At 63.0% G+C, this 25,656-nt stretch carries 23 protein-coding genes; 8 read left to right on the top strand and 15 right to left on the bottom strand.

Annotated elements, in window-relative coordinates; genetic code table 11:
- Positions 1-33: 33 nt before the first annotated feature.
- Positions 34-462, top strand: coding sequence for an iron response transcriptional regulator IrrA (gene irrA, locus KKP04_RS11740; RefSeq protein ID WP_215031350.1), 429 nt, complete (start codon positions 34-36; stop codon positions 460-462).
- A 120-nt stretch (positions 463-582) separates the two neighbouring features.
- Positions 583-969, top strand: a complete 387-nt coding sequence (locus KKP04_RS11735) for a DUF2237 family protein (protein WP_215031520.1) — start codon at positions 583-585, stop codon at positions 967-969.
- A 7-nt stretch (positions 970-976) separates the two neighbouring features.
- Here the strand turns inward: KKP04_RS11735 and KKP04_RS11730 are convergent, their stop codons facing one another.
- Positions 977-2,866, bottom strand: a complete 1,890-nt coding sequence (locus KKP04_RS11730) for a prolyl oligopeptidase family serine peptidase (protein ID WP_215031347.1) — start codon at positions 2,864-2,866, stop codon at positions 977-979.
- A 90-nt stretch (positions 2,867-2,956) separates the two neighbouring features.
- Between KKP04_RS11730 and KKP04_RS11725 the strand changes: the two genes are divergently transcribed.
- Entirely contained in the window at positions 2,957-4,924 is a 1,968-nt protein-coding gene (locus KKP04_RS11725; RefSeq protein WP_215031344.1) for a hypothetical protein, read from the top strand.
- A gap of 12 nt (positions 4,925-4,936) precedes the next feature.
- Here the strand turns inward: KKP04_RS11725 and metH are convergent, their stop codons facing one another.
- A complete protein-coding gene (metH, locus tag KKP04_RS11720) occupies positions 4,937-7,618 on the bottom strand; it encodes a methionine synthase (protein WP_215031341.1) in 2,682 nt (893 codons plus the stop codon).
- Between the two features lie 127 nt (positions 7,619-7,745).
- Positions 7,746-8,360 carry a hypothetical protein gene (locus tag KKP04_RS11715; RefSeq protein WP_215031339.1) on the bottom strand — a complete coding sequence of 205 codons (615 nt, stop codon included), beginning with the start codon at positions 8,358-8,360 and terminating at the stop codon, positions 7,746-7,748.
- A gap of 308 nt (positions 8,361-8,668) precedes the next feature.
- On the opposite strand from KKP04_RS11715, the gene KKP04_RS11710 reads away from it, so the two are divergent.
- The 4 genes from KKP04_RS11710 (at position 8,669) to KKP04_RS11695 (ending at position 13,431) form a co-directional block, all read left to right on the top strand.
- Entirely contained in the window at positions 8,669-10,420 is a 1,752-nt protein-coding gene (locus tag KKP04_RS11710; protein WP_215031518.1) for an ABC transporter permease subunit, read from the top strand.
- 84 nt (positions 10,421-10,504) lie between these two features.
- Positions 10,505-11,830: an AAA-associated domain-containing protein gene (locus tag KKP04_RS11705; RefSeq protein ID WP_215031337.1), complete on the top strand. Its 1,326-nt coding sequence runs from the start codon at positions 10,505-10,507 to the stop codon at positions 11,828-11,830.
- A gap of 11 nt (positions 11,831-11,841) precedes the next feature.
- Positions 11,842-12,642 (top strand): amino acid ABC transporter ATP-binding protein, encoded by an 801-nt coding sequence (locus KKP04_RS11700; RefSeq protein ID WP_215031335.1) that lies wholly within the window; start codon positions 11,842-11,844, stop codon positions 12,640-12,642.
- 15 nt (positions 12,643-12,657) lie between these two features.
- Positions 12,658-13,431 (top strand): transporter substrate-binding domain-containing protein, encoded by a 774-nt coding sequence (locus tag KKP04_RS11695; RefSeq protein ID WP_215031333.1) that lies wholly within the window; start codon positions 12,658-12,660, stop codon positions 13,429-13,431.
- Between the two features lie 51 nt (positions 13,432-13,482).
- Here KKP04_RS11695 and KKP04_RS11690 read toward each other — a convergent pair whose 3' ends face one another.
- From KKP04_RS11690 to KKP04_RS11635, 12 genes are all read right to left on the bottom strand, one after another.
- The gene (locus KKP04_RS11690) at positions 13,483-14,754 is read right to left on the bottom strand and encodes an NlpC/P60 family protein (RefSeq protein WP_215031331.1); all 1,272 of its coding nucleotides are present in this window, start codon (positions 14,752-14,754) and stop codon (positions 13,483-13,485) included.
- On the bottom strand, positions 14,751-16,175 hold the full coding sequence (locus KKP04_RS11685; RefSeq protein WP_215031329.1) for a M17 family metallopeptidase: 1,425 nt from the start codon (positions 16,173-16,175) through the stop codon (positions 14,751-14,753). The genes KKP04_RS11690 and KKP04_RS11685 overlap by 4 nt, the downstream gene beginning before the upstream one ends.
- A gap of 117 nt (positions 16,176-16,292) precedes the next feature.
- Entirely contained in the window at positions 16,293-16,778 is a 486-nt protein-coding gene (locus KKP04_RS11680; protein ID WP_215031326.1) for a prepilin peptidase, read from the bottom strand.
- Between the two features lie 19 nt (positions 16,779-16,797).
- Positions 16,798-16,980: a Flp family type IVb pilin gene (locus tag KKP04_RS11675; protein ID WP_013420206.1), complete on the bottom strand. Its 183-nt coding sequence runs from the start codon at positions 16,978-16,980 to the stop codon at positions 16,798-16,800.
- Positions 16,981-17,227: 247 nt separating this feature from the next.
- Positions 17,228-18,097 (bottom strand): cell envelope integrity EipB family protein, encoded by an 870-nt coding sequence (locus KKP04_RS11670; protein ID WP_215031324.1) that lies wholly within the window; start codon positions 18,095-18,097, stop codon positions 17,228-17,230.
- A gap of 108 nt (positions 18,098-18,205) precedes the next feature.
- The gene (locus KKP04_RS11665) at positions 18,206-19,726 is read right to left on the bottom strand and encodes an alpha/beta hydrolase (protein WP_215031321.1); all 1,521 of its coding nucleotides are present in this window, start codon (positions 19,724-19,726) and stop codon (positions 18,206-18,208) included.
- Between the two features lie 248 nt (positions 19,727-19,974).
- Entirely contained in the window at positions 19,975-20,421 is a 447-nt protein-coding gene (gene irrA, locus KKP04_RS11660; RefSeq protein WP_215031318.1) for an iron response transcriptional regulator IrrA, read from the bottom strand.
- An 11-nt stretch (positions 20,422-20,432) separates the two neighbouring features.
- On the bottom strand, positions 20,433-21,632 hold the full coding sequence (gene nifS / locus KKP04_RS11655; RefSeq protein WP_215031315.1) for a cysteine desulfurase NifS: 1,200 nt from the start codon (positions 21,630-21,632) through the stop codon (positions 20,433-20,435).
- Positions 21,633-21,653: 21 nt separating this feature from the next.
- Positions 21,654-21,950 (bottom strand): NifU family protein, encoded by a 297-nt coding sequence (locus tag KKP04_RS11650; protein ID WP_215031312.1) that lies wholly within the window; start codon positions 21,948-21,950, stop codon positions 21,654-21,656.
- Between the two features lie 17 nt (positions 21,951-21,967).
- A complete protein-coding gene (locus KKP04_RS11645; protein WP_215031307.1) occupies positions 21,968-22,288 on the bottom strand; it encodes an iron-sulfur cluster assembly accessory protein in 321 nt (106 codons plus the stop codon).
- Positions 22,289-22,452: 164 nt separating this feature from the next.
- Positions 22,453-22,812: a type II toxin-antitoxin system PemK/MazF family toxin gene (locus KKP04_RS11640; protein ID WP_215031304.1), complete on the bottom strand. Its 360-nt coding sequence runs from the start codon at positions 22,810-22,812 to the stop codon at positions 22,453-22,455.
- Positions 22,809-23,000 carry an antitoxin MazE family protein gene (locus KKP04_RS11635; protein WP_251134069.1) on the bottom strand — a complete coding sequence of 64 codons (192 nt, stop codon included), beginning with the start codon at positions 22,998-23,000 and terminating at the stop codon, positions 22,809-22,811. The genes KKP04_RS11640 and KKP04_RS11635 overlap by 4 nt, the downstream gene beginning before the upstream one ends.
- A gap of 417 nt (positions 23,001-23,417) precedes the next feature.
- Between KKP04_RS11635 and KKP04_RS11630 the strand changes: the two genes are divergently transcribed.
- Positions 23,418-25,655, top strand: coding sequence for an NADP-dependent isocitrate dehydrogenase (locus KKP04_RS11630; RefSeq protein WP_215031298.1), 2,238 nt, complete (start codon positions 23,418-23,420; stop codon positions 25,653-25,655).
- Position 25,656 lies beyond the last annotated feature (1 nt).

Genomic DNA, 25,656 nt, shown 5'->3' with positions numbered 1-25,656 from the left:
ACTACAAGGTGGATCGCGACGGAATGCCAAGTGATGTCTGACAATATACCGGAACTCCCCATAGAAAGATTGCGCCTCACGGGCTTGCGCCCGACGCGTCAACGCGTCGCGCTCGCGGAGTTGCTTTTCGGGCGAGGAGACTGGCATTTCACCGCCGAGGATATTCATGCCGAGGCGGTCAGGAACGGTGTGCCCGTCTCTCTCGCAACCGTTTACAACACGCTGCACCAGTTCGTCGAAGCGGGCATCCTGCGCGAAGTAGCCATCGAAAGCTCGAAGACGTATTTCGATACCAAGATTAACGATCACTTTCACTTTTTCTTCGAAAAAAACGGCTCCCTTGTCGATATCGATACAGCCGATATCAAGGTTGAACATCTGCCGGAGCCGCCAGCGGGCACGCAGATCGCCAGGATCGACGTTCTCGTCAGGCTGGAACCGACGAGGAAGAAGAGCGGCTAGAGCCCGTTCCGATCTGATGGAATCGCGATCAGATCGGTGAAGCCGCCTGCAGGAAACCAGTCAAAATCGACGGCGCGTGCGATGCCTCGTCCCCATCACACGGAGCGAATCGTGCGTGACATGCTCAATCAAAGGCCGGACCCGCAGAAAAACGTCTTCGGTGAGCCGCTATCGCCGTGCTCGCTGTCGCCGCTGACCGGTTATTTCCGCGACGGATGCTGCAACACGAGCCCCGAGGATGTCGGATCGCACACCGTCTGCGTGGTGATGACCGACGAGTTTCTCGCCTTCTCGAAGGCGGCCGGAAACGACCTGTCCACGCCCGTTCCGGAATTCGGCTTCCCCGGCCTCAAGGCGGGCGACCGCTGGTGTCTGTGCGCGGCGCGATGGGCACAGGCTTTATCGGCGGGCAAGGCGCCGAAAGTCGTGCTGGCGGCCACGCATCAGAACGCGCTGGACATCGTTTCGCTCGCCGATCTGAAGCGCCACGCGATCGACCTTTCGTAAACTGCGCTCACCCCACGAGCAGCCCGCGATAGAAATCCAGCTCAAGCTCAAGGCACGTCGTGATCGTCTCCGCCCGCCGAAAGCCATGCCCTTCGCCTTCGAACTCGTGATACGCGACGGGCACGCCTTTCGCCCGAAGCGCGTCGGCGATGGAGAGCGACTGCGCTTTCGGCACGACCTTGTCTTCCGCGCCCTGAAACAGGATCAGCGGCGTCTCGATCGCGTCGGCATGCGTCAGCGCCGACCGCGCGCGATAGAGGTCGGGGTCGGCTTTGAGCGTCGCGCCAAGCAGCGTTTCGAGATAGCCTTGTTCGAATTTGTGCGTCGTCTCCTGCAAGCCGATGAGATCGGCCACGCCGTAATAGCTCGCGGCACCGCGAAACGCGTTTGACGTTGCGATTGCCATCAGAACCGTGAAGCCGCCCGCGCTGCCGCCCGTGACGAAGATCGCGCGTGGATCGGCGAGGCCGCTCGCCGCCGCGTATTCCGCCGCGGCGACCGTGTCGGCGACATCGGCAACGCCCCACGCGCCCTTGAGCCGGTCGCGATAGTCGCGGCCATAGCCGACGCTGCCCGAATAGTCGAGGTCGAGCCAACCGAAACCGCGCGAGGTGTAGAACAGCGTTTTTGCCTTCATCCCCCGCTGCGCGGCGCCTGTCGGGCCGCCATGCAGGTTGACGATGAGCGGCGGCTGCGCGCCGTCCGGCCCAAGGGCGTCCGGGTTGGCGGGCGGATAATAGAGGCCGTAGACCGGGCCGGAAGGGCTCGGAATTTCAAGGCGCTGCGGTGGCAGGATGAAGCCTGCGGCGATGGCGAGCATCGAGCTTCGACGTATGATAGCGGGCGCGGCGCCGCCCGCCTCGGCCACGACGCACAGCGGTTCGTCGTCGGCCATGGCAACGAACGCGGTCAGGTCGCCGTCGGCCGATACCGCGCCAACCGAGGTGAACGGCGAGGCGAGCGGCGCAAGCGCGCCGGTTTCAAGGTCGAACAGCGCCGCGCGCGTCTCGCCCTTGTCGACATAGGACAGCCGCGCCTTGCCGCCGCCGAGCAGCGCATAGCTCGCCTGATTGAACACCCACAGCGGCAACGAAAGATCGCCGTCGAGCCGCGTGATCCGGATCGGAGCGGACGCCTCCATCCAGCGCCACAGATTGCCCGCGCCGCCCGTATCCCAAACGAAGAGCAGAGCCTCGCCCGTCCACTCCGGCTGAAAGCACGCCGTGCCGCCGCCGCCCGCCACCTTCACCACGCCGGAAACCGCGCCATCGGGCGCGAGATGCGCGACGTACAATTCCGCCGCGTCCCACGGCATATGCGGCAGTTTCCACGCGAGGTATGCCAGAAGCGAGCCGTCGGGGCTGATGCGCGGGCTAGCGTAGAAGTCGTGCCCTTCGACGAGGACGCGCGGGCCGCTGCCATCGAGCGGTATCGACCACAGCGCGTTCACAGGTTCGCCAGCGCCGCGATGCGTCTCGCCCACGGCGATGAGCCGCTCACGGCCCGCGTCGAGCGTCATGTCGGCGAAGCGCGTATCCGGCAGTTCGGTGAGGCGGCGCGGCGCGGCGGCGCCCTCCGGCGTCAGCCGAGCTTCGAAAAGATCCTGGTCGGCGTCGTTCACGAAATAGAGCGCGCCGCCCGCCACGGTAAACTCGCCGCCGCCATATTCATGCACGCGCGAGCGCGCCGACCACGGCGGCGGCAGAAGTTCCGTAACGCCGTCCGTCGCCGCCCACCGCAGCACGGGCGAGCGGCCCTTTTCGGCAGGGCGGCTTTCGCTCCAGTAGACCGCGCCGTCCTTCGCCTCGACGCGCCCGAAGCGCAGCGCGCCCGCCGCGACAGCCTCGGCGGTGATGGGCGAGGGCCAGTGGCCGAAAGCTAAGGTGCTCTTACTCATCTACTTTCCCGATCCAGGTTGCAGGTTTCCGTATACTGAGTTAAAAGATGGTAGGGCATTTATATAAGCATTTTGTTGGGGGGGGGCATTTTGTCCACATTTAGCGCTTTAAAACCTCGTTCGCAGGCGGAAGTGAAATTGTTGGCATGCGCGAGAAAAGGGAAGTGGTGCGAACTCGGAGAGGAACGCCCCGACCAAGCCGGTCAAAATAACACGATCCGCGCCGAATTGGTGCGTGCGCTTCTTCTCCAGATAGGGAATCACGAAAGCGGGGTTCAAATAACTGGAGGTTACATCGAAGGATCCATCAATCTTGATGGCGTATCGAAGCTGAGACCGCTGCATATGGTGAAAACCACGATCAACGGAGATCTTTCCTTTGCCGACGCCGAAACGGGAACGATCCATCTCGATTGCTGTTACGTCAAGGCGATTCGCGGATATGGTGCGAAAGTTAACGGAGATCTTCTTGTCTGGACTAGTACAGTCGACTCAGGGGCGCATCTTTTTGGTATCAAGGTGACAGGATCGCTAAGCTTTGCTAATTCCACGATAAGAAAATACGAAGACGGCAATAAAGACAAAAAATTCTCGATCCTATTGGAAACCGCATTTATCGGCGGTAAACTATATCTTAAAGGTATCAATACTGAGTTTAATGTAATTATGGACGATGCAACTATTACTGGATCTCTGGATTGCGAGAATGGGCATTTTGGGTCGTTTCCCGAAGAAGATCCGAAGACAAATACTGTGCGCGCGTTGAGCGCCTACCGCGCCAGAATCGGCGGAAATGTCGTTTTTCGATCGGCAACAAGCACAGGTGAACTGACATTCACTGGAGCCGACATCGGGGGCGATGTGGACTGCGGCGGGGGAAGATTCAAGCATAACTCGGAAATAGCGCCGGTTTCGCTGAGGTTCTCGCGATCCCAAATCGGCGGGAATGTCTATCTTAACCGCGGCTTCGAAAGCGTTGGGAAAGTCGAATTCAACGGCACCAAAATTTCGGGGGCAATGAATTGTGTCGGTGGTGCATTCAGAGTGATTCCGGGCATCAAAGGAACAGATCTCGGATCCGACGAACAGAATGTCGCAATGGATGCTTTGTCGCTTGTTAACGCCGACATAAGAGCAGCGCTCAAGCTAACGAGGGCGGGTGAACCTGAAGATGACGAGCACGCAACCCCAGCTTTTTTCGCCGGATCGCTAGACCTGAAAGGGACGTCCGTTCGCCTTCTGGTGGACAGCAAACAAAGCTGGCCTCAAATTACCAAAGATAAGGAGTTGCCCAATGTTATCCATATGGATGGGTTTACTTATGAAAGACTAGGCGGTGATGCTCCACGAGACGCAAAGACGCGCATGGAGTGGTTAAATCGCCAGCCAAAGCGGCATATGGGAAAGGACTTTCGGCCACAACCGTTCGAACAGCTGATCAAGGTTCTGAAAAACATGGGGCATCCGGAAGACGTTCGGGTATTGGCAATTAAGCGCGAGAAGCGCCTGCATCGGAGCAGATGGGCTAAATGGTGGAGGTTGATCCCTGCCTTATCTGCAATTTTTTCTGCAGTTACAGCCGGATGGCTGATGGGATACGGCTACCGACCGCTACGCGTCTTGTGGTTTATGATCCCGATCGCAATCCTATGTGGTTTTTTTTATGATTATGGAAGAGAACAGGGCGCTTTCGCGCCCAGAGATTCACAGGTCTTGCTCCAATATGAGGTGCGAACTTGCGTGCATCCGCAGCAAGTTGGCAAACAACCGGGAACATGGCACGAGTGTCTCGAAAAACACGTTAAGGAATACCCACGCTTCGATCCGTATATATATTCCTTTAACGTTCTTCTTCCCGTCATCGATCTTTTTCAGGAGAAAAGCTGGGTGCCCGTAAGGCAGGAGGTCACACTTACATTGCCGTATATCGGTTCTATCAAAACGTACGAACAAGCCACCGAATTTGTTGTTTATGCGGAACTCGCTTTCGGCGCGATTGTGAGCATTTTGGCGGTCGCGCTGTTCAGTGGCCTGATCCGGAAAGTCCGCACTGACTGAGTGGGCGGCCCATCAAGCCGCCTCGCCCGTCAGCGTATTGCGCCCCGGCTCGTAATTGAGGATGGGCGCGAGCCAGCGTTCCGCCTCGGCGAGCGTCCAGCCCTTGCGGCGGGCGTAGTCTTCCACCTGATCGCGCTCGATCTTGCCGACGCCGAAATAATAGCTTTCGGGATGCGAGAAATAGAGGCCGGACACCGAAGCGGGCGGCGTCATCGCATAGCTCTCGGTGAGCGCGATGCCCGTCGCGCGTGTCGCGTCGAGAAGGTCGAACAGCGGCGTCTTCTCGGTGTGGTCGGGTTGGGCGGGATAGCCCGGCGCGGGCCGGATGCCGCGATAAGTCTCGGCGAGAAGCTCATGCGGCGCGAGCGACTCGTCGGCGGCATAGCCCCAGAACTCGCGGCGCACGCGCGCGTGGAGATGCTCGGCGAAGGCTTCGGCCAGCCGGTCGGCGAGCGCCTTGACGAGAATGCGGGAATAGTCGTCGTTCGCGCGCGAGAAGCGCTCCGCGATGACGTCCTCGCCGATTCCCGCCGTGACCGCGAAGCCGCCGATATAGTCCGAGATGCCGGTTGCTCGCGGCGCGACGAAGTCGGACAGCGCGATGTTGGCGCGGCCGCTGTCGCGCGCGATCTGCTGGCGGAGCGTGCGGAAGACGGCGGCGGTTTCCGTTCGGTTATCGTCGGCATAGATGGCGATGTCGTCGTCTTCGAGCGCGTTCGCAGGCCAGAAGCCGTATACGGCGTTCGCTCTGAACCAGCGTTCTTCGACGATCTGGGCGAGCATCGCCTGCGCATCGCGATAGAGCGATGACGCCGCCTCGCCATATTTGTTGTCGGTGAGGATGCCGGGATAGGTGCCCTTCATCTCCCACGCCGAGAAGAAAGGCGTCCAGTCGATATAAGGCACGAGCGTCGCGAGGTCATAGTTTTCGAGCGCGCGCGCGCCGATGAAGGAGGGCTTCGGCGGCACATAGCCCTGCCAGCCCGGATCGAAGCGATTGGCGCGCGCCTGTTCAAGCGTAAGGCGCGATTTCGCTGCGCGCCCGCGCTCATGTGCCAGCGCCACCTTGCTGTAGGTCTCGCGGATCGTGCCGATATAGACGTCGCGCTCGCCGCCGAGCAGGCTCGACACCACGCCCACGGCGCGGCTCGCATCCGTGACATAGACCGCCTGACCGCGCGCGTAGTTCGGCGCGATCTTGACGGCGGTATGCACCTGGCTCGTGGTCGCGCCGCCGATCAGAAGCGGCACCTCGAAGCCTTGCCGCTCCATTTCGGACGCCACGAACACCATTTCATCGAGGCTCGGCGTGATGAGGCCGGACAGGCCGATCACGTCCGCCTTGTGCTCGCGCGCGGCGTCGAGGATCTGCTGCGGAGGCACCATCACGCCGAGATCGATGACTTCGTAATTGTTGCACTGGAGAACGACGCCGACGATGTTCTTGCCGATGTCGTGGACGTCGCCCTTGACGGTGGCCATGATGATGCGGCCCGCTGCCTGCGCCTCCTCGCCGCCCGCCGCCTTCTCCGCGTCCATGAACGGCATGAGATAAGCCACGGCCTTTTTCATCACGCGCGCGGATTTCACCACTTGCGGCAGGAACATCTTGCCCGCGCCGAACAGGTCGCCGACGGCGTTCATGCCATCCATCAGCGGGCCTTCGATAACGTGGATCGGGCGGGCGAGCGCGGCGCGCGCTTCTTCCGTGTCGGCGTCGATATAGTCGGTGATGCCGTGAATGAGCGCGTGCTTCAGCCGGTCCGCCACCGAGCGCTCGCGCCATGCAAGGTCCGGCGCCGCCTTCTTCGAGCCGCCGCCCTTGAAGCGGTCGGCGACTTCGAGCAGCCGGTCGGTCGCGTCCGCGCGGCGGTTCAGCACCACGTCTTCGGCGAGTTCGCGAAGCTCGGGGTTGAGGTCGTCGTAGACGCCGAGCTGCCCGGCGTTCACGATGCCCATGTCCATGCCCGCCTTGATGGCATGGTAGAGAAACACGGTGTGCATCGCCTGCCGGACGGGCTCGTTGCCACGGAACGAGAACGACAGGTTCGACACGCCGCCCGACACGTGGCACAGCGGCATTTCCTGCCGGATGCGCCGGGTCGCCTCGATGAAGTCGACGCCGTAATTGTTGTGTTCGTCGATGCCGGTGCCGACAGCGAACACGTTCGGGTCGAAGACGATGTCTTCCGGGGCGAAGCCGATCTTCCCGGTGAGAAGCTTGAACGCGCGGCGGCAGATCTCGACCTTGCGCGCCTCGGTGTCGGCCTGCCCGGTCTCGTCGAAGGCCATCACCACGGCGGCCGCGCCGTAGCGCATGATCTTCTTCGCGTGGTCGAGAAACGGCTCCTCGCCTTCCTTCAGGCTGATCGAGTTGACGATGGCCTTGCCCTGCACGCACTTCAGCCCGGCCTCGATCACCGTCCATTTCGACGAATCGATCATCACCGGCACGCGGCTGATATCGGGCTCCGACGCGATGAGATTGAGGAAGGTCGTCATCGCCTTCTCGCTGTCGAGAAGACCCTCGTCCATGTTCACGTCGAGGACGTTTGCGCCGCTTTCAACCTGCTCGCGCGCGACCGAAAGCGCCGCGTCGTAATCGCCTGCCTCGATGAGCTTGCGGAATTTGGCGGAGCCCGTGACATTCGTCCGCTCGCCCACGATGATGAATTGCTGGCCTGTACCGGTCATGTCTCGACTTGTCCTTAACGCCTGTGCGGCGAGCAAGAACCTTGGTGAGGCCCGCGAAAACTTTCAAGCGAAATCAGCGGCTGCGCCTATCCGCGTCGGCCGCTGCTTCGCCGCGGGCGGACGAGCCTCATTTCAGCGCGCGAATCCTGCGCGGGGCTTTTCGGTACCGCTTCCCGGCATGACGACGCGCGGCCGCGTACTGGCGTGCCCGCGCCGCCGCCCGCTTCTGCCTCATGATGCGCCGCTGCCTTACAAGCCATGCCTGCTGTTGGCGGAAGCGACGCTTCTTGCGCGCGATGCTTCGGCCCTGCTTGCGCTTGAGGCGAGAGGCGAAGTTTCTTCCTGCCTCGGCGCGCTCGTTGTTGCCGGATGTCAGCCTTTGATGGCGTACCGGGACGACCAGACGCTTGCGGGGGAACGAATCAGCCGCACCATCGGTCAGGTCGTCGGGTGCGTTATCCGCGAGGTTTATCGCCAAGGCCGGCGCCACGCTTTGCGCGGCGAACGAGCCGTGGGCCGTGAGGGAAACACCGACCGCAATCGCCATCACGGCGGCGAGGCGGCTCGCCCACCTTTCGTTGAAACGCTTGGCGCTCTTGCGAAACGGTCGATCGATCTTGCTGCGCGCGTTCAACAAACGCCTGCGCCTGAGCACCAGCAACACAACATTGAATCCAGTGCAGTTGAGGTTGGTATTTGATGTGAGGGAGGACAGCGAGGACGAAGCAAATGGCAGATTCAACTGGGCTGACGGTCTCCCCTGGTAGAAGGCAACGAGATTCCGGCTGCAACAAGACAGCCTTTTCCGCACATCGTCGCACTCGCTCCCTACGGATCGCGCACATACGGAGTTGACAGAAAAGCACGGCGCATTCATCGCCTTCCAGAAAAGCTTCGGCTTCACACACTTTTTGCGCGAGTGTGCGACACCTCCTACGCAATCATCTGTCACTTTCCCGGCTCCCGGTCGGCGGAACCCATCAGGCAAGGTCAGGGGGCGACGCTTCGATCCGAAGCCGACAGCCTCAAACATGGAAGCGAGGCGCGATGATGACGACGCCACAGTCCGCCGGCAACCGCCGTATTGCCACTATTTCCGCGACCGTCGCGCAGGCGTGGCCGAATCGCTACGACGTGGTGGTGTTTCTGGCGGTCGGCGCGGTTCTCGTCGCCATAGCGCACGGCGCGAAGACGATGCAGCAGCCGCTGACGGGGCTCGAAGCGCACCCCGTCTCGCTCGATCCGGCAAATCTGCCGCAATACGCGCTGCTCACGACACTTCGCATGTTCGCGGCGCTCGGCTTCTCGCTCCTGTTCACCTTCATCGTCGCGCCGCTCGCCGCCAAGAGCCGCAAGGCCGAGCGCGTCATCATTCCGGCGCTCGACATCCTGCAATCGGTCCCGGTGCTGGGCTTCCTCACCTTTACCGTGATCTTCTTCCTGAACCTGTTTCCCGGTAGCCAGCTTGGCGCGGAACTCGCGGCGATCTTCGCGATCTTCACGAGTCAGGCGTGGAACATGACATTCTCGTTCTACCAGTCGCTCAAGACCGTGCCGCGCGATCTGGAGGAGGTGACGGCGCAATTCCGCCTCACGCCGTGGCAGCGCTTCTGGAAGCTCGAAGTGCCCTTCGCGACGCCCGGCCTCGTCTGGAACATGATGATGTCGATGTCGGGCGGCTGGTTCTTCGTGGTGGCGTCGGAAGCCATCTCGGTCGGGGACACGACCGTCACGCTGCCCGGCATCGGCTCTTACATCGCGCTTGCCATCGAGCAAAAGAACATCGGGGCGGTGGGCTGGGCGGTCGGCGCGATGGCGGTCGTCATCCTGCTGTACGACCAGCTTCTGTTCCGCCCCGTGGTGGCGTGGTCGGATAAATTCCGAGTGGAACTCGTCGCTTCGCAGGATCAGCCGCGCTCGTGGGTGCTCGACCTTGTGCGGCGCACGCGGCTTATTCAGGTCATCAACGGCCTTCTAAGCAAGGTCGCGGGCCTGTTCGGCGGCGGCGTAAGCACGCTGTCGCGGCAAATCCCCGAACCGAAGGTTGGAGGCGTGGCGAGGAAGGCGCTCGACATCGCGTTCAACATCGCGCTGGCGGGCGTCGTCGTCTGGGCGTTGTGGTCCATCGTCGAGTATATCCGCGCGACGCTCGGCTTTTCCGACCTCGTTCAGGCTGTGACGGACGGCTGCATCACCTTCGTGCGCGTGATGATCCTGATCGCAATCGCCAGCCTTATCTGGGTGCCGGTCGGCGTCTATATCGGCCTTCGCCCCAAACTCGCCGAGCGCATCCAGCCGCTGGCGCAGTTTCTCGCGGCCTTTCCGGCGAACGTGCTGTTTCCATTCGTGGTGATGGGCATCGTCGCATGGAAGCTCGATCCGAACATCTGGCTTTCTCCGCTCATCATCCTCGGTACCCAGTGGTATATCCTCTTCAACGTGATCGCGGGCGCGAGCGTGTTCCCGCGCGACCTTGGCGAGGCGTCGGAGTTATACCGGGTGAGGGGGTGGCTCTGGTGGCGCAAGGTGATGCTGCCCGGCATCCTGCCGTATTACGTGACGGGCGCGCTCACGGCGTCCGGCGGTTCCTGGAACGCCAGCATTATCGCCGAGGCTGTGAGCTGGGGCGATACGAAGGTGGAGGCTCAGGGCCTTGGCGCCTATATCGCAAACGCGACCGCTGCGGGCGATTTCCACCGCGTCGTGCTCGGCGTCGGCGTGATGTCGGTTTTCGTCGTCGTGCTCAACCGTGTCTTGTGGCGACGGTTGTACGGGTTTGCCGACCGCCGTCTGCGTATCTGAACCTGAAGCGAGACCTTGATTCCGGAACTATCTTCGCGGGGCGTATGCGCCCCGTGGATCGCGGGATGAAAACAGGAGAGGGCCATGGGAGTCGTCACGCCGCGCAGCAACGGCCGCACGCCGCTCGTCACCGTGCGGGATGTTCGCCATTTTTACAAGCGCGGCACAAGCAGCAATCTGCTCGTGCTCGAAGACGTGAATCTCACGCTCTACAGCGGCGAGATCGTCGCGCTGCTGGGGCGCTCCGGCTCCGGCAAGTCGACGTTGCTTCGCATCATCTCCGGCCTCCTCGCGCCGAGCGAAGGCGAAGTCCTGGTCGAAGGCAAGCGCGTGTCCGGCCCCGCCGACGGTCTCGCCATGGTCTTCCAGAGCTTCGCGCTGTTCCCATGGCTCACGGTACAGGAAAACGTGGAAATCGGCCTCGAAGCGCAGGGCGTTGGCGCCGAGGAGCGCAGGAAGCGCGCGCTGGCCGCCATCGACCTCATCGGCCTCGACGGCTTCGAGAACGCCTATCCGAAGGAGCTGTCCGGCGGCATGCGCCAGCGCGTCGGCCTTGCGCGCGCGCTCGTCGTCGATCCGAAGGTGCTGTTGATGGACGAGCCCTTCTCCGCGCTCGACGTGCTGACCGCCGAGACGCTCCGCACGGACCTCCTCGACCTGTGGGCGGAAGCCCGCATGCCGATAAAGTCCATCCTGCTCGTCACGCACAACATCGAGGAAGCGGTGTTGATGAGCGACCGCATCCTCGTCTTCTCGTCGAACCCTGGCCGCGTCATCGCCGAGATCAAGGTGAACCTGCCGCAGCCGAGAAATCGCGTCGATCCGGCCTTCCGCGCCATGGTGGACGACATCTATGCGCGCATGACCGCCAAGCCCACGGCCACACCCTCGCGCGGCGAAGGCATATTCCCCGGCTCCGGCATCAACATGAGCCTGCCGGATGTGTCCACGAACACGCTGGCGGGCCTGCTTGAAACGCTGGCCGAGCCGCCGTTCAACGGCCGCGCAGACCTGCCGCCGCTGGCCGAGCGCGCGCAAATGGAGGTGGACGAACTGTTCCCCGCCGCCGAGACGCTGCAACTTCTGCGCTTCGCCGAACTCGCGGAAGGCGACCTCAAGATCACCGACGCGGGCCGCCGCTTCGTGGATGCGGGCGTCGACGAACGCAAGGCGCAGTTCGCGCAGCATCTTCTCGCCTATGTACCGCTCGCGGCTCATATCCGGCGCATCCTTGAGGAGCGTTCGAGCCGCCGCGCCTCGATCATCCGCTTTCAGGACGAGCTTGAAGACAACATGCCGGAGGACGATGCCGAGCGCACCCTTCACACCGTCATCAACTGGGCGCGCTATGCGGAAGTGCTTGCCTATGACGGCGAGAGGGGGATGATCAGTCTCGACAATCCGGCATAAGGACGGCTCGCATGATCGCACTCGAAGCACGAGGCATCACCAAGAGTTTCGGCGCCGTTCAGGTGCTGAAGGGGATTTCGCTCGCCGCCGAGAAGGGCGAGGTGATCTCGATCATCGGTTCGTCAGGCTCCGGCAAGAGCACGTTCCTGCGTTGCCTCAACCTGCTTGAGACGCCGGACGCGGGCGAGATCGTCGCGGGCGGCGAGCATGTGCGCATCGAACCGGGCAAGAAGCCCGAAGCGCGGCAGGTGGAGCGGCTGCGTCGCCGCGTCGCGATGGTCTTCCAGAGCTTCAACCTGTGGCATCACATGACCGTTCTCGGAAATGTGATCGAGGCGCCGGTCCATGTGCATGGCCGGTCGCGCGCCGAAGCCGTCGAGGAAGCGCGCGCGCTGTTGGAGAAGGTAGGCCTTGCGCACCGCGCCGATGCTTACCCCGCCGAACTGTCCGGCGGGCAGCAGCAGCGCGCCGCCATCGCCCGCGCGCTCGCCGTTCATCCCGATGTGATCCTGTTCGATGAGCCGACTTCTGCGCTCGATCCGGAACTCGTGGGCGAAGTGCTCGCCGTGATCCGGCGGCTTGCCGACGAAGGCCGCACGCTCGTCATCGTGACGCACGAGATGGCATTCGCCCGCGACGTGTCGGCCCGCACCCTGTTTCTCGCCGATGGCCGCATCGAGGAAGAAGGGCCGTCCGTCGACCTGTTCGCCGCGCCGCGAAGCCCGCGCCTCGTTCAATTCCTCGAAGCTTTCCGCGCGGGCGGCTTTACGCGCGAAACTCCGCTGCCTACGTTAGAGGACAACGGACTCTAACCGCCCGGCGAAACCATGGTCAAAGCCCCGCTCTCGCGCCTTCTAGCGCTCGTCATTCTCGTCTGCCTCCTTCCGCTTTCCGCCTTCGCACAAACGAAAATCCGCATCGCGACCGAAGGCACGAATCCGCCGTTCAGTATCATCGACGCGAGCGGCGAGGTGCAGGGCTTCGATGTCGATATCGCGAAGGCGCTGTGCGCGAAGATGCAAGCCGAGTGCGAGATTACCGAGCAGGATTGGGACGGCATCATGCCGGCGCTCCTCGCGAAGAAATACGACGCCATCGTCGCGTCGCTCAACATCACCGAAGACCGCAAGAAGGTGGTGGCTTTCACCACGCCTTATTACCGCTCGCCGAGCGTGTTCGTGGTGCGCAAGGGCTTCGACGCGACAGACATTTCGCCAAGGGCACTCACCGGCAAGCCCGTCGGCGTGCAAACGGCGACGAACCATTCGGCCTTCCTCGAAGACAAATATCGCCGCTCCATCGTGCGGCTTTACAACACGGTGGCCGACGCCTATCGCGACCTTTCAGCGGGGCGGGTGGATTACGTGCTGTATGACAAGCTCGCCGTCTACGACTGGCTGAAGACCCCCGAGGGCCAATGCTGCGAGATCGCGCCGACCGAACTCGCCGACGAGGCATATTTCGGCTCCGGCGTGGGAATCGCGCTGCGGAAGGGCGATGAGGCGCTGGTGAAGCGCTTCAACGACGCTCTCGACGGCATCGTGAAGGACGGCACCTACGCGAAGATCAACGCGAAATATTTCCCGTTCCCGGTATTCTGACGCTTGCGGCGGCCGCGGCGCGCCCGTCCGGGGCGGATCCGCTTGCGTGTCTCAAGCGCCGTCCTTCTTGGCGTCGAGCGCGCGCGGACCGGTAGCCTGCGCCTGCCGTCCATCATCCTGCGTCACGCGCCGCGAAAGTTCCTGCGCCGCGCGCTTGGCTGCGGATTCGAGTTGCGCCTGCGCGGGCGCGGCATGCGGTTCCGATGCCTGAGGGGCAACCGCCTGCGTCAGCGCGGCGCGTTGCCTTTCGCCGCGCGGCGGTGAAGGCGGTACAGGCGCTGTTGCAGAGCGTTGCGCTTGAGCGGCAATGGGTTGAGCCGGGGCCGCAGCTGCACTCGCGGCATGGGCTGCGCGAACGGCTTCGTTGCCCTGTTCCGCGACCGAAGCGTGTTGCGGCTGCGCCGCTGGCTCTGCCGCCCGAGGGCTTTCGGAAGGCGCGGCGATTTCCGGCTCAGGCGCAGATTTCGTCTCAAGGTTCGGGCGGATAATCGCGAGAACCGGGGCTCCCGCTTCGGCGTAACGCTCCACGGCGCGCCGGATCTGCTCGACCACAACTTCCATGTGATGGCCGCTCGCGTGAATCATCCAGTCCGGCGATTGCGCGATGGCGACGTGGCCTTTCCAGAAGATAAGGTCGCCGCGCTGGATAGCGTCGAGATTGGACGGATCGAGCGCTTCGCCCGCGCTCGCCATCTGCATGTCGGTGTCGCGAAGCGAGGGCACGCCCGCCGCCTGCAAGGAAACCTGCACGAGGCCCGAACAGTCGATCCCGAGCGAAGTCTTGCCGCCCCAGAGGTAGGGCACGCCGACCATGCGCTCGGCCACCCGTACAAACTCGCGCGCGCGCTCGCGGATGCCCACCAGATGGTCGGCGAAGATATAGCCCCCGCGCGACAGCTCAAGGAAGCGGCCATCCGCGCGACTGATAGGCAGCACGGTCGACGAGAAGCTCAACTTCGTGATCGGCGGGCGCTTCATGTCCGGCACGGGATAGAGATAGGTGAGGCGCGCGCTGACCCGGTGCGTGTTGTCCTCGACCAGCGAGGAGAGCGCATCGAGCTGCATGTAGCCGACATAGCCGTCCTCGTGCAGCTGTACCCAGCCGAACCCGTCGCGGACCTCATAAAGCGTCACGAGTTCGCCTGACAGCGCCTCGGTCGCCTGTTCGGCCTCGAATTTCGGCGCGACACGCACAGGCGCGGAGGGCGCTGCAACTTGCCGCACCTCACCGTGAACGTAGCGTTGCGCGCGCACGCGGTCTTGCAGCGACGCGGCGGCGAGGTCTTCCCGGTAAGCGTGGAGGCGAGGATCGAGCTGCGTCATGCGTCTCTCCCATATTCGTTGCGGATCACCTCGAACAAGGCACGCGCGCCTTGCGGTTCGCCGCCCATCGGCTTGCCCGGCAGCGCGCGCGGCGTCCAGGCGAAAATGTCGAGGTGGACATAGCGGCGCGCATTCTTCACGAAGCGCTTCAGGAACAGCGCCGCCGTGATCGACCCGGCAAACGGGCTGTTCGAAATGTGGTTCACGTCGGCGACCTTGCTCTTGAGGTCGCGGTCGTAGGGCATCCAGAACGGCAGGCGCCACAACGGATCGCCCACATGCGCGCCCGCCTTGTGAACGGCGGCGGCGAGGTCTTCATCCTCGGTATAGAACGGCGGCAGATCGGGGCCGAGCGCCACGCGCGCCGCGCCTGTCAAGGTCGCCATGTCGATCATCAGGTCCGGGCCGTCCTCGTCGGCATAGGCGAGCGCATCGGCGAGCACGAGGCGGCCTTCCGCGTCGGTGTTGCCGATCTCGACGGTGAGCCCCGCGCGGCTCTTGATGATGTCGCCCGGCCGAAATGCGTTGCCCGAAATGTGGTTGTCGGCGATGGGCACCAGCATGCGCAGCCGCACCGGCAGATTCGCGGCCATGATCATGGCGCCGAGAGCGATCACGCTCGCCGCGCCGCCCATGTCCTTTTTCATCAGCGTCATCGCCGACGACGGCTTGATGTCGAGGCCGCCGGTATCGAAGCAGATCCCCTTGCCGACGAGCGTCACCTTGGGATGCTTCGTGTTGCCCCAATGGAGTTCGGCAAGGCAGGGCTCCCGCGTGGAGGCGCGGCCGACCGTTTGCAGAAGCGGGAAGTTCTTTTCGAGGAACGCCGCTCCGCGAAGGATCTTCACCTCGGCCTTGAAGGCGCGCCCCATACTCGCGAAGGCGTCGGCAAGGTCGGAGGGGCCGAGATCGTTGGCGGGACTATTGATGAGTTCGCGCGCGAACCACACGGCCTGCGCGCGGGCGATCACCGCCGCGCGGTCGACGCCTTGCGGAAGGACGAGCGCGCGGACAGGCTTCGGATCGCGCGTGAAGTAGCGGCGAAACTCGTAGGCGCCGAGAAGCCACGCAAGGACCGCGTCTTCGGGCGCGCCGGGAAAGCCCGACAGTTCGTAGGTGCCCTCGGGCAAGATGGCGGGCAGCGCACCGAGCGCAAGCGCGGATGCGGGAGAAGGCTCCTCGCCGCCAAGCGCGTACACGACTTCGGCGATCCCGTTCTCGCCCGGCAGAAGCGCGTGCGTGCCGGGCTTCGCCTTCCAGCCTATGGCGTCGAGCCAGGCGGCCTGCGCGGGCGTTACGAAGCGTGTGAAATCGTCCCGAAGCTCTGCACCGGGAAGAGCCCGGATCTTGATAGCGGTCTTGCCATGGATCGCCAGAAGCTCGGAAATGTCGTCGTGAATCGTTTCGTAGGAAATCGTCATGCCTTGAACCTATAGGGGATCGGCCGCAAAAATGCACCCCTATAACGTGCAGGAGTCCTGGCGCGCGATCCGGACGCGAAAACGGCGGAGAACGACAATTTCGGTGCAAGAAAGCCGCTAAATTGAGGCAAGCCAGTCCGGCATCACGGCAAGGCCGCCCGCAGCGATGGCAGCGCCGTAGGGGATCGCGGTTGCGTGATTGCGCGTGACCGCGTCGGAGCGAAGCACATCGCCCGCAAGATCGGCCGCGAGATAGACGAGCGCCAGAACCCCGCCCGCCAGAGCCGTACCCGCGAGAAACGGAAGCAGCGCATCCGGGCCGATCCAGAGGGATGCCACGGCCAGAAGCTTCGCGTCGCCTCCCCCGAGAAGGGAAGCCGCGTAAAGCGCGTAGGCGCAGACGAGAACGAGAAGCGCACACCCGGCATGGGAGGCGACGCGAGCGGCATCGAGCCCGGCGATGAGCGCGAAAACGGCAAAGCATGTGGCCAGCACGAGCACCAGCCTGTTCGGAATCACGCGCGTCAGGAGATCGACGGCGGCGGCCCATACCAGCAAGACGGGAAGGGCCGCCGCGACCGTCGACGTCAGGGACGAGTCCATCGCGCTCACCTGAACGGGGCTATTGCAGCGTGTTGAACGAGCGCAGCATTTCGCGCACGCGCTCGAACATGATCTTCACCTCGTCGTTCATCTGGCCCGCGAGCGTGATCAGCGCCACGCAAAAACCGGCGGCGATCAGGCCAAGTTCGATGGCGGCCGCGCCCTGTTCGTCCATCCAGAATTCTTCAAGCTTCGCACGCATTACACACCTCCGACGATACGGACATCGCCTCCATGGAAGCGGCGTCTCCACGCAAGTTAGAGGCACAAGATTTAACACGCATTTAATTCGATTTTTCGCGCGGTGGGTAACTCGCTCAATGGTTATCGCGGGGTTTAACAAGGGCTGTGAGACGCACAGGCGGGGGCGGCTGTTTCAGAGCGACGCGTCTTGGAGCGCGCCGCAAATCCCGCGACGCGCCAGCGATCGAGCGAAACGGCTGTTCAGATCAGCGGCAAGGCGTGAGTGGGAGGAATTCGATGGCCGACAATTCGCCGCTGAGTGCGAACGCTCCGTAGTCGAGCATGAGTTTCCGGCTGACACCGTTGGCATAGATGCGGAACGAGACCTCGTAGGTCGGCAGGCCGTCCTTCTTGCCGTTCTGCTCATAATAGCTGACGACCACGGGCCATGACTGGATCGCGTCCAGCACCTCCGCATTCTTGAGGTGTGGCAACTGCGAGTTTGCGGCGAGTTGCAGCGGTGCGCCGATCACGGTGGTTGTCTCGTAAACTTTCGTGCCCTTGTCGGAGCCGTCGAAAAAATCGGCCTGAAGCCGTGTTTCTCCGGCCTTTGCCGCCTTCAGGACCGCGATGGAATGCTGCGTCGGGAAATAGATGTTTCCGGGAAGCGTGAACGAGCCTTTCCTCGGCTTGTAAAGCGTCACCTTTACGCTCTCACGGCCGCCCCGCGACGCGCGGACTGCGAGCCCGGACGTGGCGTCGACCGGCTTCGGGCTCTTGTTCATGTACTGCGACGTGTTGAAGCGGAACCGGCGGCCTTTTCCGTCCTCGACGCTTTCAGAGCGCGTATCAGTGGTGCTCTGCTTGCCTTCGCGGTCGTAGATTTCCGTCACCAGCCGCGTGTTGAGCTTGTATCCCTCGCACGCGGAGCCGGTGAAGTCGTAGATCAACTGGCCGCGAATGTCGCTGATGTTGGAGCCGGCGCCGGTTCTTTCGAGCACGAGGTCGTATATCGCCCGATGTGGGGCAAGTTCGATCGCCTCGGCCGGTTTTTCATTTGCCCGGGCGGGTGAACACGACAGCGCGAAGCAGAGGGACAGAACAAGCCAGCCGGATATCGCGGACACCGAGGGCATTGGGAGACACTTCATGAACGAACCACCGGCCGCTGTTTTCTCGAGTCCTGTCATAAGCGATATCGTGCACAATAGCAGCCGTTATAGGGCAGCGTCCTTGCCCATCGGTTACGGGCTGACAAGCGGAAACGTCACCGCAATGGCCCAGGCGAAGGCAAGCGCGTTGGCAAGACCGGCGACGAGCGGATCGTTTGTGCGCCGGCTCACCCAGCCGCTGAACAGGCCGTAGATGACGAAGAACACGAAAATGATCGGAATGATCAGGATAAGGAAGAACAGCTTCCCGAAGTTGAGCGCGACGGCGAGCGCCAGCGAAGCGAGAAACAGCGCCTTGGTTGCCGGATAGCCGCCAGTCGCCGCACCGCTGCCGCGCGTCAGCCATTCATCCGCGAGGAAGAACAGGATCGTGCCGCCGAGCACCGCGAACAGGAGCGGCAGGCGTTCCGCGATGGGGAAGAACGAGAGCGCATAGCGATCCAGCAGCAGCCCGAAGGCAAGAATGCAGTAGGCCGCGACGAGCCCCGCCGAGACGATGAAAGCCACGTTGACAGGCGGCCGCGTCATTCCCTCGCCGCGCGTCGTGAACCAGAGCGCCGCGAGCGTGACAAGCCCGTAGCAGGCGAAGTGCATCGCGATGTAGTCGCCGAGCACGACGGGCAGAAATCCGGTCGGCATTTTCCAGAGGATCAGCGGCGTGAGCAGCGCGGGGGCGACGGCGACGGGCCAGAAGCGCCGCCACGGCAGCCCCGCGCCGAGCGGTGTCGGCGATACGCGCGGCAGAAGCGATGCGAGCGGCCAGGCCAGCAGCGTCACACCGAAGAACAGGAGCGCGAGGGCGGTGCCGCGATCCTCGACCGGCGCGTTGCCGCTGAGGCCGAACGCGCGGTTCAGCCAGTCCAACGCGGCTTCCATGCTCGCCGCGCTGTAAAGCACGCCGATATGCTCCGCGCCCGGCGACAGGGTGAAGCGGCGTGCCGTGCCGTCCGCGAAACTGCCGTAGATCACGCCGGGTTCGGCCGCGCCGCCCGACACCATGCCGACGACGCGTCGCGCCTCGTCATGCAGCATGCCGAATTCCGCCGCGCCGTCGATGGCGGCGAGGTTCTTCGGGCTCGTCGGCGTAACCACGGGCGAGAACATCGACACGGCGACCACCGCCGCCACCTCGGGATGCGCCTGCGCGAAGCGCACCACGATATCGCTCGACATCGAATGGCCGAGCACGGCGATGCGGCCGTCGCTTTCGGGCAACGTCTTCGCGAGTGACGCCACTTCGCCGAGTTGCGCGAGAAGCCTCGGCGTCGGCCCCTCTTCGACCTTCGTGATGTCGCCGCGCATAGGCTCGGGGTTGCGGCCATGGCCGAGGCTGTCATAGGTGACGGCGACGTAGCCGTTGCGCGCGAGCGTGATCGCGAAGGGCTGCATGAGTTGCTGCGATCCGGCGAAGCCGTGCGCGATGAGCACCACCGGGCCTTTCGCTTGCGTCTCCGAGCGGAACACGGTGACGGGCGTATCACCGGCCTGCATCTGCGTCACGGCGAGACCATGCGTGGCGCCTTCGAGCCGCCAGAGGCCGAAGGCGATGCAGGCGACCGCGATCACGGCCGCGGCGATGCGAAAAGGTGTCATGAGGAACCGGACGGGTTGAGGCTCGGGGCTTGGACGTCCGCAAACTAGATCAAGGCGGCGGAAAGCGGAACCCGTTTGACGCGGTTGCGTTTGCTGCGACGCCAGCATGCCCCCTTCTACCGATTGCGGAGCGAATGAAAACCGCTGCGCCACAGGTTTGCGTCGAGAGGAAATGCCGTGAGCACCTCCTGGGACGAAGCGAAGATGGCGAGGTTTGCAACAGCGTCCCCCCGCCCATGTCGCTGGGATCAGCGCGCCTTCACCAGCCGGATGAGCACGTCGATACGGGCGACCTTCATGCCTTCCGGCAGCTTCGGAACCGTCACCGTGACCTCGTTCTCGGGCTCAAGGTCGACGAGACGGCCTTCTTCCTCGAAATAGAAGTGCTGATGATCCGAAATCTTGGTGTGGAAGTAGTTCTTCGAACCCTCGATCGCCACTTCGCGCAAAAGGCCGCATTCGGTGAGCTGCTTCAGCGTGTTGTAGACGGTTGCGAGCGAGACCGCCATCTTGTTGGAGACGGCTTCCGCGTGGAGTTCCTCCGCCGTTACGTGGCGGTCTTTCTCCTTGAAAAGGAGCTTGGCGAGGTCGATCCGCTGCCGCGTCGGGCGCAGGCCCGCATCGCGGAGTTTCGCTTCCACCCGGCAGGTCGCTTCCCTGCCATCCGTAACCCGCGCTTCTTCCGGCAGATACACCGCACCCTCCCCTATCGAACCCCGAGCCCAGCCTGCGTCGTTTCGCCCAATGCAGTGAAGCCCGAGGCTTCACGCGCTTTTTCCACTATCGCGGGCAGATTTGCAAGGACACGCCCCGCGTCTTCGTCCGCGCTGGTGTGCGAAAACGAGAAGCGGATCGCGCCCAAGGCGGCCGCGTAAGGCACCTTCATGGCTCGCAGCACATGAGAGGGCTCTGTCGAACCCGCAGCGCAAGCGGAACCGGAAGATGCTGCGATACCAGCCTTATCCAGCTCCAGCAGGATTACCTCGCCGTCGGCCCTGTCGAAAACGATGTTCGACGTATTCGGCAGGCGACACTCAATGTCCCCGGCGACGAACGCACCATCGATGCGACCAAGAGCCGCAGCCTCGAACCTGTCGCGAATCTGTCGCACGCGCTCGCTGTCACCGCCTTGCAGGCGCTTCAGCGCCAGCTCGGCCGCCTTGCCGAGCCCGACGATGCCGGGCGTATTTTCGGTGCCCGCGCGTCGTCCGCGCTCCTGCTTGCCGCCGCGAATGAGCTGATTAAAGACGACGCCTTTCCTGATGTAAAGCGCGCCGATCCCTTTCGGGCCGTGAAACTTGTGCGATGAAAGCGACAGCATGTCGACATCGGCGGCCTTGACGTCGACGGGGATGCGTCCGACGGCCTGAACCGCGTCGGTGTGGAACAGCGCGCCCGCCTCGTGAGCTAGCCGCGCCAGCTCCGCCACCGGGAAGATCGTGCCGGTTTCGTTGTTCGCCCACATGATCGAGGCGATGGCGGTCTTCGGACCAAGCGCCGCGCGATAGGCGTCGATGTCGAGGCGCCCCTTGCCGTCCACGCCGATGATATGCACCGTGACGCCGCGATGGCGCTGGAGATACTGAACGAGCGCGAGGATCGCGGGATGCTCCACGGCGGATGTCACGATCTCGCTGCGGCCGGTCTGCGTTTCCAGCGCCGACAAAAGCGCGGCATTGTCCGACTCGGTGCCGCCCGAGGTGAAAACAATCTCGTGGCCTTGCGCCGCGCCGATCAGCGCGCGCACCTGCTCGCGGGCACGATGAATGGCGGCACCGACTTCCTTGCCGAAGCCGTGGATGGACGACGCATTGCCGAAATGCTGGGTGAAGAAAGGGAGCATCTCCGCCAATACAGCCGGATCGAGCTGCGTTGTGGCGTTGTTATCCAGATAGACCGGATGCATTTGCCCGTTCTTTCTAAAGCTTTAGTGGCCGCCCATCGTGGGGATGAGCCGCACCGGATAGCCGAGCTTTGCAATCATCTTCGCCTGAATGCCGTGCACAGTGACCGACGCGAGCTGACAGCCGACGCAAGCGCCGGTCATCCGTACCTTCACGACATTGCCGTCGACACCGAGCAGTTCGCAATCGCCGCCGTCGCGCTTCAGATGCGGGCGCAGATCTTCGATGGTTTCGCGGATGAGGCGCAGTTTCGTTTCCTCGGCCGTTTCGGCTGGGGCGTCGCGCTCGACGCTTTCGGCGCGTTCCATGACTTCGAACATAGTTTGATTTCCCTCTGTCAGCCGAAAGATTTGCCGCAGGAACAACTCGACGTTGCCTGTGGATTGTCGAAGGTGAAGCCCGAGCTTTGCACACTGGTCACGAAATCGACCGTGGTGCCTTCGAGCATCTGCACGCTGCCGCGATCCACGAATACCTTCACGCCGCGCTCTTCGACGACGATGTCATCGGGGTTCGGATCGGCCACCAGCCCCATCAGGTATTTGAAGCCCGCGCATCCCCCCGCGTCCACGGCGAGGCGCAACCCTTCGATGGGCGTGTTCGCGCCCTTGATGGCGGAGCGAACGGCGTTTGCTGCGGCTTCCGTAAGGTAGATCATGCGGCGGAGCCCTTCTGCTTGACTGCAATCGCACAAGGCACAAGCAACGCCCGTGCCAACGCGGCAAGTGGCTGCGAGGCTTGATAAAAGTCAAATCTGAAGCGGATCGACGATGCGGTTTGTCGGATTTCCGACACGTCGGAAGCGGAACGAGGCGTTGCGGTTCAATCTCCGGGGAGACGTCGCACCCTGTGAGCTGTGGTCAAGCCGAGGAAGACCAGGATCGCCCGATTGAGACGGAGAATATCTTCGTCGGCGAGGCGCCCGATATGCGCGCCAAGCTTCGATTTCGGAATCGTCGTCATCTTGTCGACCATGAGGCGACAGGTCTGCCTGAGGCCGTTGACCGTGTTCGGTTCGACCGATAATCGGAACAGCGGTGCATCGGTCTCGTCGGAGGTGAAGGCGCAGATCGTAATCGAATCCGTGGCGTCGAAGGCGTCTTCCTGAATGATGACTGCGGGGTGGGGCTTGCCCGCGTAATCCTTACCGCCAGACACGGTCCAGATTTCACCGCGTTTCATTCATTCGGCCAGTCGGTGATGGCGTCGATGAAGGCTTGATCGTCAGCCGCGCTGCTGCTTCGCGCGACGGCCGCCGACTGGCGATGCGCTTCTTTCTTGAAGGTGGGTGTCCTCAAATCCGGAACCCAGATCTGTATCGGCCGAAGGCCGAGCGCGCGAAGCCTCGCGCGATGTTCGCGCACCTTCATGCGAGACGACCTGGGCTTTGGAGATAATGGCATGTCTATAGTCCGGTTACATGTAACCTATCATATTTGGCTGACATGGTGCAATTACGAGCCTCACAAGCATTTGTCTTCCGTGCGTCGTCGCTTGACGCCAAGAATGCGCCCGCCGGGCTTGATTTCCCCGCGCGATTTCGGATCGTCGCGGGCGACAACATCATGATACATTCGGTCGGAACGCGGCGATTCATAGCCCCCGGGATGAGCGGTCGCGCTAGCGAATGCCAAAGCGGAATGGCGGCGAACCGCCATCGACTTTCGGAAACGTCCATGCGGCGAGATGACTTTTAGGCTTTCCGCTCCAGCCCCACGGCTTTGTTTCGTGATATTCGGCCGGGGAGCGGTTAAGCTTGGCCGGAACCATAGACTGAGGTTGACAGCATGACCAACGAAGCACCGACAATCGTCTGGACCAAGACCGATGAATCCCCGGCGCTTGCGAGCTATTCGCTCCTGCCCATCGTTCAGGCGTTCACGAAGACAGCCGGTGTTTCGGTCGTCGAGAAGGACATCTCGCTCGCGGGACGCATCATCGCGAATTTCCCGGAGAGTTTGACGCCCGCGCAGCGCCAGCCGGACGCACTCGCCGAACTTGGCGCGCTTGCCAGGAAGCCCGAGGCGAACATCATCAAGCTGCCGAACATCTCGGCCTCGCTGCCGCAGCTCAAGGCCGCGATCAAGGAGCTTCAGGGGCAGGGCTACGATCTCCCCGATTATCCCGAGGAGCCGAAGACCGACGCCGAGCGGGAAATCAAGGCGCGCTATGCGAAGGTGCTCGGCTCGGCCGTGAACCCGGTGCTGCGCGAAGGCAATTCGGATCGCCGCTCCGCTCCGTCGGTGAAGCAATACGCCCGTAACCATCCGCACAAGATGGGCGCGTGGAAGGCAAGCACGAAGACGAATGTCGCGCATATGGCCGGCGGCGATTTCTACGGCAGCGAGAAATCCATCACATTGCCCGCCGATGGCAGCTTCATGATCGAGTTCTTCGGCGAAGACGGGCACACGCATGTCCTGAAGAAGAAGGTGCGCTACAAGGCGGGCGAGATTGTCGACGCCGCTTTCATCAGCCGCGACGCGCTGCGCGCGTTCTACGCCGACGCCATCGAGGCCGCGAAGGCTGAAGGCGTGCTGCTCTCGCTGCACCTCAAGGCGACCATGATGAAGGTCTCCGACCCGATCATGTTCGGCCACGCTGTGTCGGTTTACTTCAAGGACGTGTTCGACAAGCACGCCGACACCTTCAAGGACATCGGCGTCAACCCGAACAACGGCCTCGGCGACCTTTACGCCAAGCTCGGCAAGCTCCCGGAAGACAAGCGCGCCGAGATCGAGGCCGACATCAAGACCGTGTCCGCGAAGCGCCCGCCGCTTGCGATGGTCAATTCCGACAAGGGCATCACCAATCTGCACGTGCCGAGCGACGTGATCGTCGACGCATCCATGCCCGCGATGATCCGCGAAGGCGGCAAGATGTGGGACGCTGACGGCAGGACCGCCGACACGCTGGCGATGATCCCCGACCGCTGTTACGCGACAATTTATCAGGTGATGATCGACGACTGCAAGGAGCACGGCCAGTTCGACCCGAAGACCATGGGCAGCGTGTCGAATATAGGCCTCATGGCGCAGCAGGCCGAGGAATACGGCAGCCACGACAAGACCTTCGAGATCGTGGAAGGCCACGGCAAGGTGCGCGCCATCGACGAGGACGGCAACGTCATCCTCGAACAGGAAGTGCAGCACGGCGACATCTTCCGCATGTGTCAGGTGAAGGACGCGCCCATTCAGGATTGGGTGAAGCTGGCCGTCAACCGCGCCCGCGCGAGCGGCCTGCCTGCAATCTTCTGGCTCGACCCGAAGCGCGGCCATGATGCGCAGGTCATCGCGAAGGTCCAACATTACCTCAAGGACCACGAAACGGGCGGTCTCGACATCCGCATCCTGTCGCCGGACGACGCGATGCGCTTCACGCTCGCCCGCATCCGCAAGGGCGAAGACACGATTTCCGTCACCGGCAACGTGCTGCGCGACTACCTCACCGACCTGTTCCCGATCCTCGAACTCGGCACGAGCGCGAAGATGCTCTCCATCGTGCCGCTGATGGACGGCGGCGGGCTGTTCGAAACGGGCGCGGGCGGCTCGGCTCCGCGCCACATCCAGCAGTTCCAGGAAGACGGCTATCTGCGTTGGGATTCGCTCGGCGAATTTCTCGCGCTCGGCGTCTCGCTCGAACATCTCGGCCAGACCTACCGCAACCGCCAGGCGGAAATCCTCGCCGAAACGCTCGATCAGGCTACCGCGAAGGTGCTTGAGAACGACAAGGGCCCGGCGCGCAGGATCGGCGGCATCGACAATCGCGGCAGCCACTTCTACCTTGCGATGTATTGGGCGCAGGCGCTGGCCGAGCAGACGAAAGACGCGGCGCTGCAAGCGCTTTTCGCGCCGCTCGCGAAGACGCTGACCGAGAACGAAGTGCAGATCGTGGACGAACTCGCCGCGGCGCAGGGACACCCCGCGGACATCGGCGGCTACTACCGCCCGGACCTCGCGAGGGCCTCCGCCGCCATGCGGCCGAGCGCGACCTTGAACGCGGCGCTCGCAACTCTTGCCTCATGAC

It is taken from the genome of Rhodomicrobium sp. Az07, from assembly GCF_018619475.1.
In the GTDB taxonomy this organism is placed as follows: Bacteria; Pseudomonadota; Alphaproteobacteria; order Rhizobiales; family Rhodomicrobiaceae; genus Rhodomicrobium.
This window is presented reverse-complemented; position numbering and strand designations above follow the sequence as displayed.

Excerpts from the sequence above, each read along its gene's own strand:
- irrA (WP_215031350.1), top strand. The coding sequence starts at position 34 with ATGTCTGACAATATACCGGAACTCCCCATAGAAAGATTGCGCCTCACG.
- KKP04_RS11735 (WP_215031520.1), top strand. The coding sequence starts at position 583 with ATGCTCAATCAAAGGCCGGACCCGCAGAAAAACGTCTTCGGTGAGCCG.
- KKP04_RS11730 (WP_215031347.1), bottom strand. The coding sequence starts at position 2,866 with ATGAGTAAGAGCACCTTAGCTTTCGGCCACTGGCCCTCGCCCATCACC.
- metH (WP_215031341.1), bottom strand. The coding sequence starts at position 7,618 with ATGACCGGTACAGGCCAGCAATTCATCATCGTGGGCGAGCGGACGAAT.
- KKP04_RS11710 (WP_215031518.1), top strand. The coding sequence starts at position 8,669 with ATGACGACGCCACAGTCCGCCGGCAACCGCCGTATTGCCACTATTTCC.
- KKP04_RS11705 (WP_215031337.1), top strand. The coding sequence starts at position 10,505 with ATGGGAGTCGTCACGCCGCGCAGCAACGGCCGCACGCCGCTCGTCACC.
- KKP04_RS11700 (WP_215031335.1), top strand. The coding sequence starts at position 11,842 with ATGATCGCACTCGAAGCACGAGGCATCACCAAGAGTTTCGGCGCCGTT.
- KKP04_RS11695 (WP_215031333.1), top strand. The coding sequence starts at position 12,658 with ATGGTCAAAGCCCCGCTCTCGCGCCTTCTAGCGCTCGTCATTCTCGTC.
- KKP04_RS11690 (WP_215031331.1), bottom strand. The coding sequence starts at position 14,754 with ATGACGCAGCTCGATCCTCGCCTCCACGCTTACCGGGAAGACCTCGCC.
- KKP04_RS11685 (WP_215031329.1), bottom strand. The coding sequence starts at position 16,175 with ATGACGATTTCCTACGAAACGATTCACGACGACATTTCCGAGCTTCTG.
- KKP04_RS11680 (WP_215031326.1), bottom strand. The coding sequence starts at position 16,778 with ATGGACTCGTCCCTGACGTCGACGGTCGCGGCGGCCCTTCCCGTCTTG.
- KKP04_RS11675 (WP_013420206.1), bottom strand. The coding sequence starts at position 16,980 with ATGCGTGCGAAGCTTGAAGAATTCTGGATGGACGAACAGGGCGCGGCC.
- KKP04_RS11670 (WP_215031324.1), bottom strand. The coding sequence starts at position 18,097 with ATGCCCTCGGTGTCCGCGATATCCGGCTGGCTTGTTCTGTCCCTCTGC.
- KKP04_RS11665 (WP_215031321.1), bottom strand. The coding sequence starts at position 19,726 with ATGACACCTTTTCGCATCGCCGCGGCCGTGATCGCGGTCGCCTGCATC.
- nifS (WP_215031315.1), bottom strand. The coding sequence starts at position 21,632 with ATGCATCCGGTCTATCTGGATAACAACGCCACAACGCAGCTCGATCCG.
- KKP04_RS11650 (WP_215031312.1), bottom strand. The coding sequence starts at position 21,950 with ATGTTCGAAGTCATGGAACGCGCCGAAAGCGTCGAGCGCGACGCCCCA.
- KKP04_RS11645 (WP_215031307.1), bottom strand. The coding sequence starts at position 22,288 with ATGATCTACCTTACGGAAGCCGCAGCAAACGCCGTTCGCTCCGCCATC.
- KKP04_RS11640 (WP_215031304.1), bottom strand. The coding sequence starts at position 22,812 with ATGAAACGCGGTGAAATCTGGACCGTGTCTGGCGGTAAGGATTACGCG.
- KKP04_RS11635 (WP_251134069.1), bottom strand. The coding sequence starts at position 23,000 with ATGAAGGTGCGCGAACATCGCGCGAGGCTTCGCGCGCTCGGCCTTCGG.
- KKP04_RS11630 (WP_215031298.1), top strand. The coding sequence starts at position 23,418 with ATGACCAACGAAGCACCGACAATCGTCTGGACCAAGACCGATGAATCC.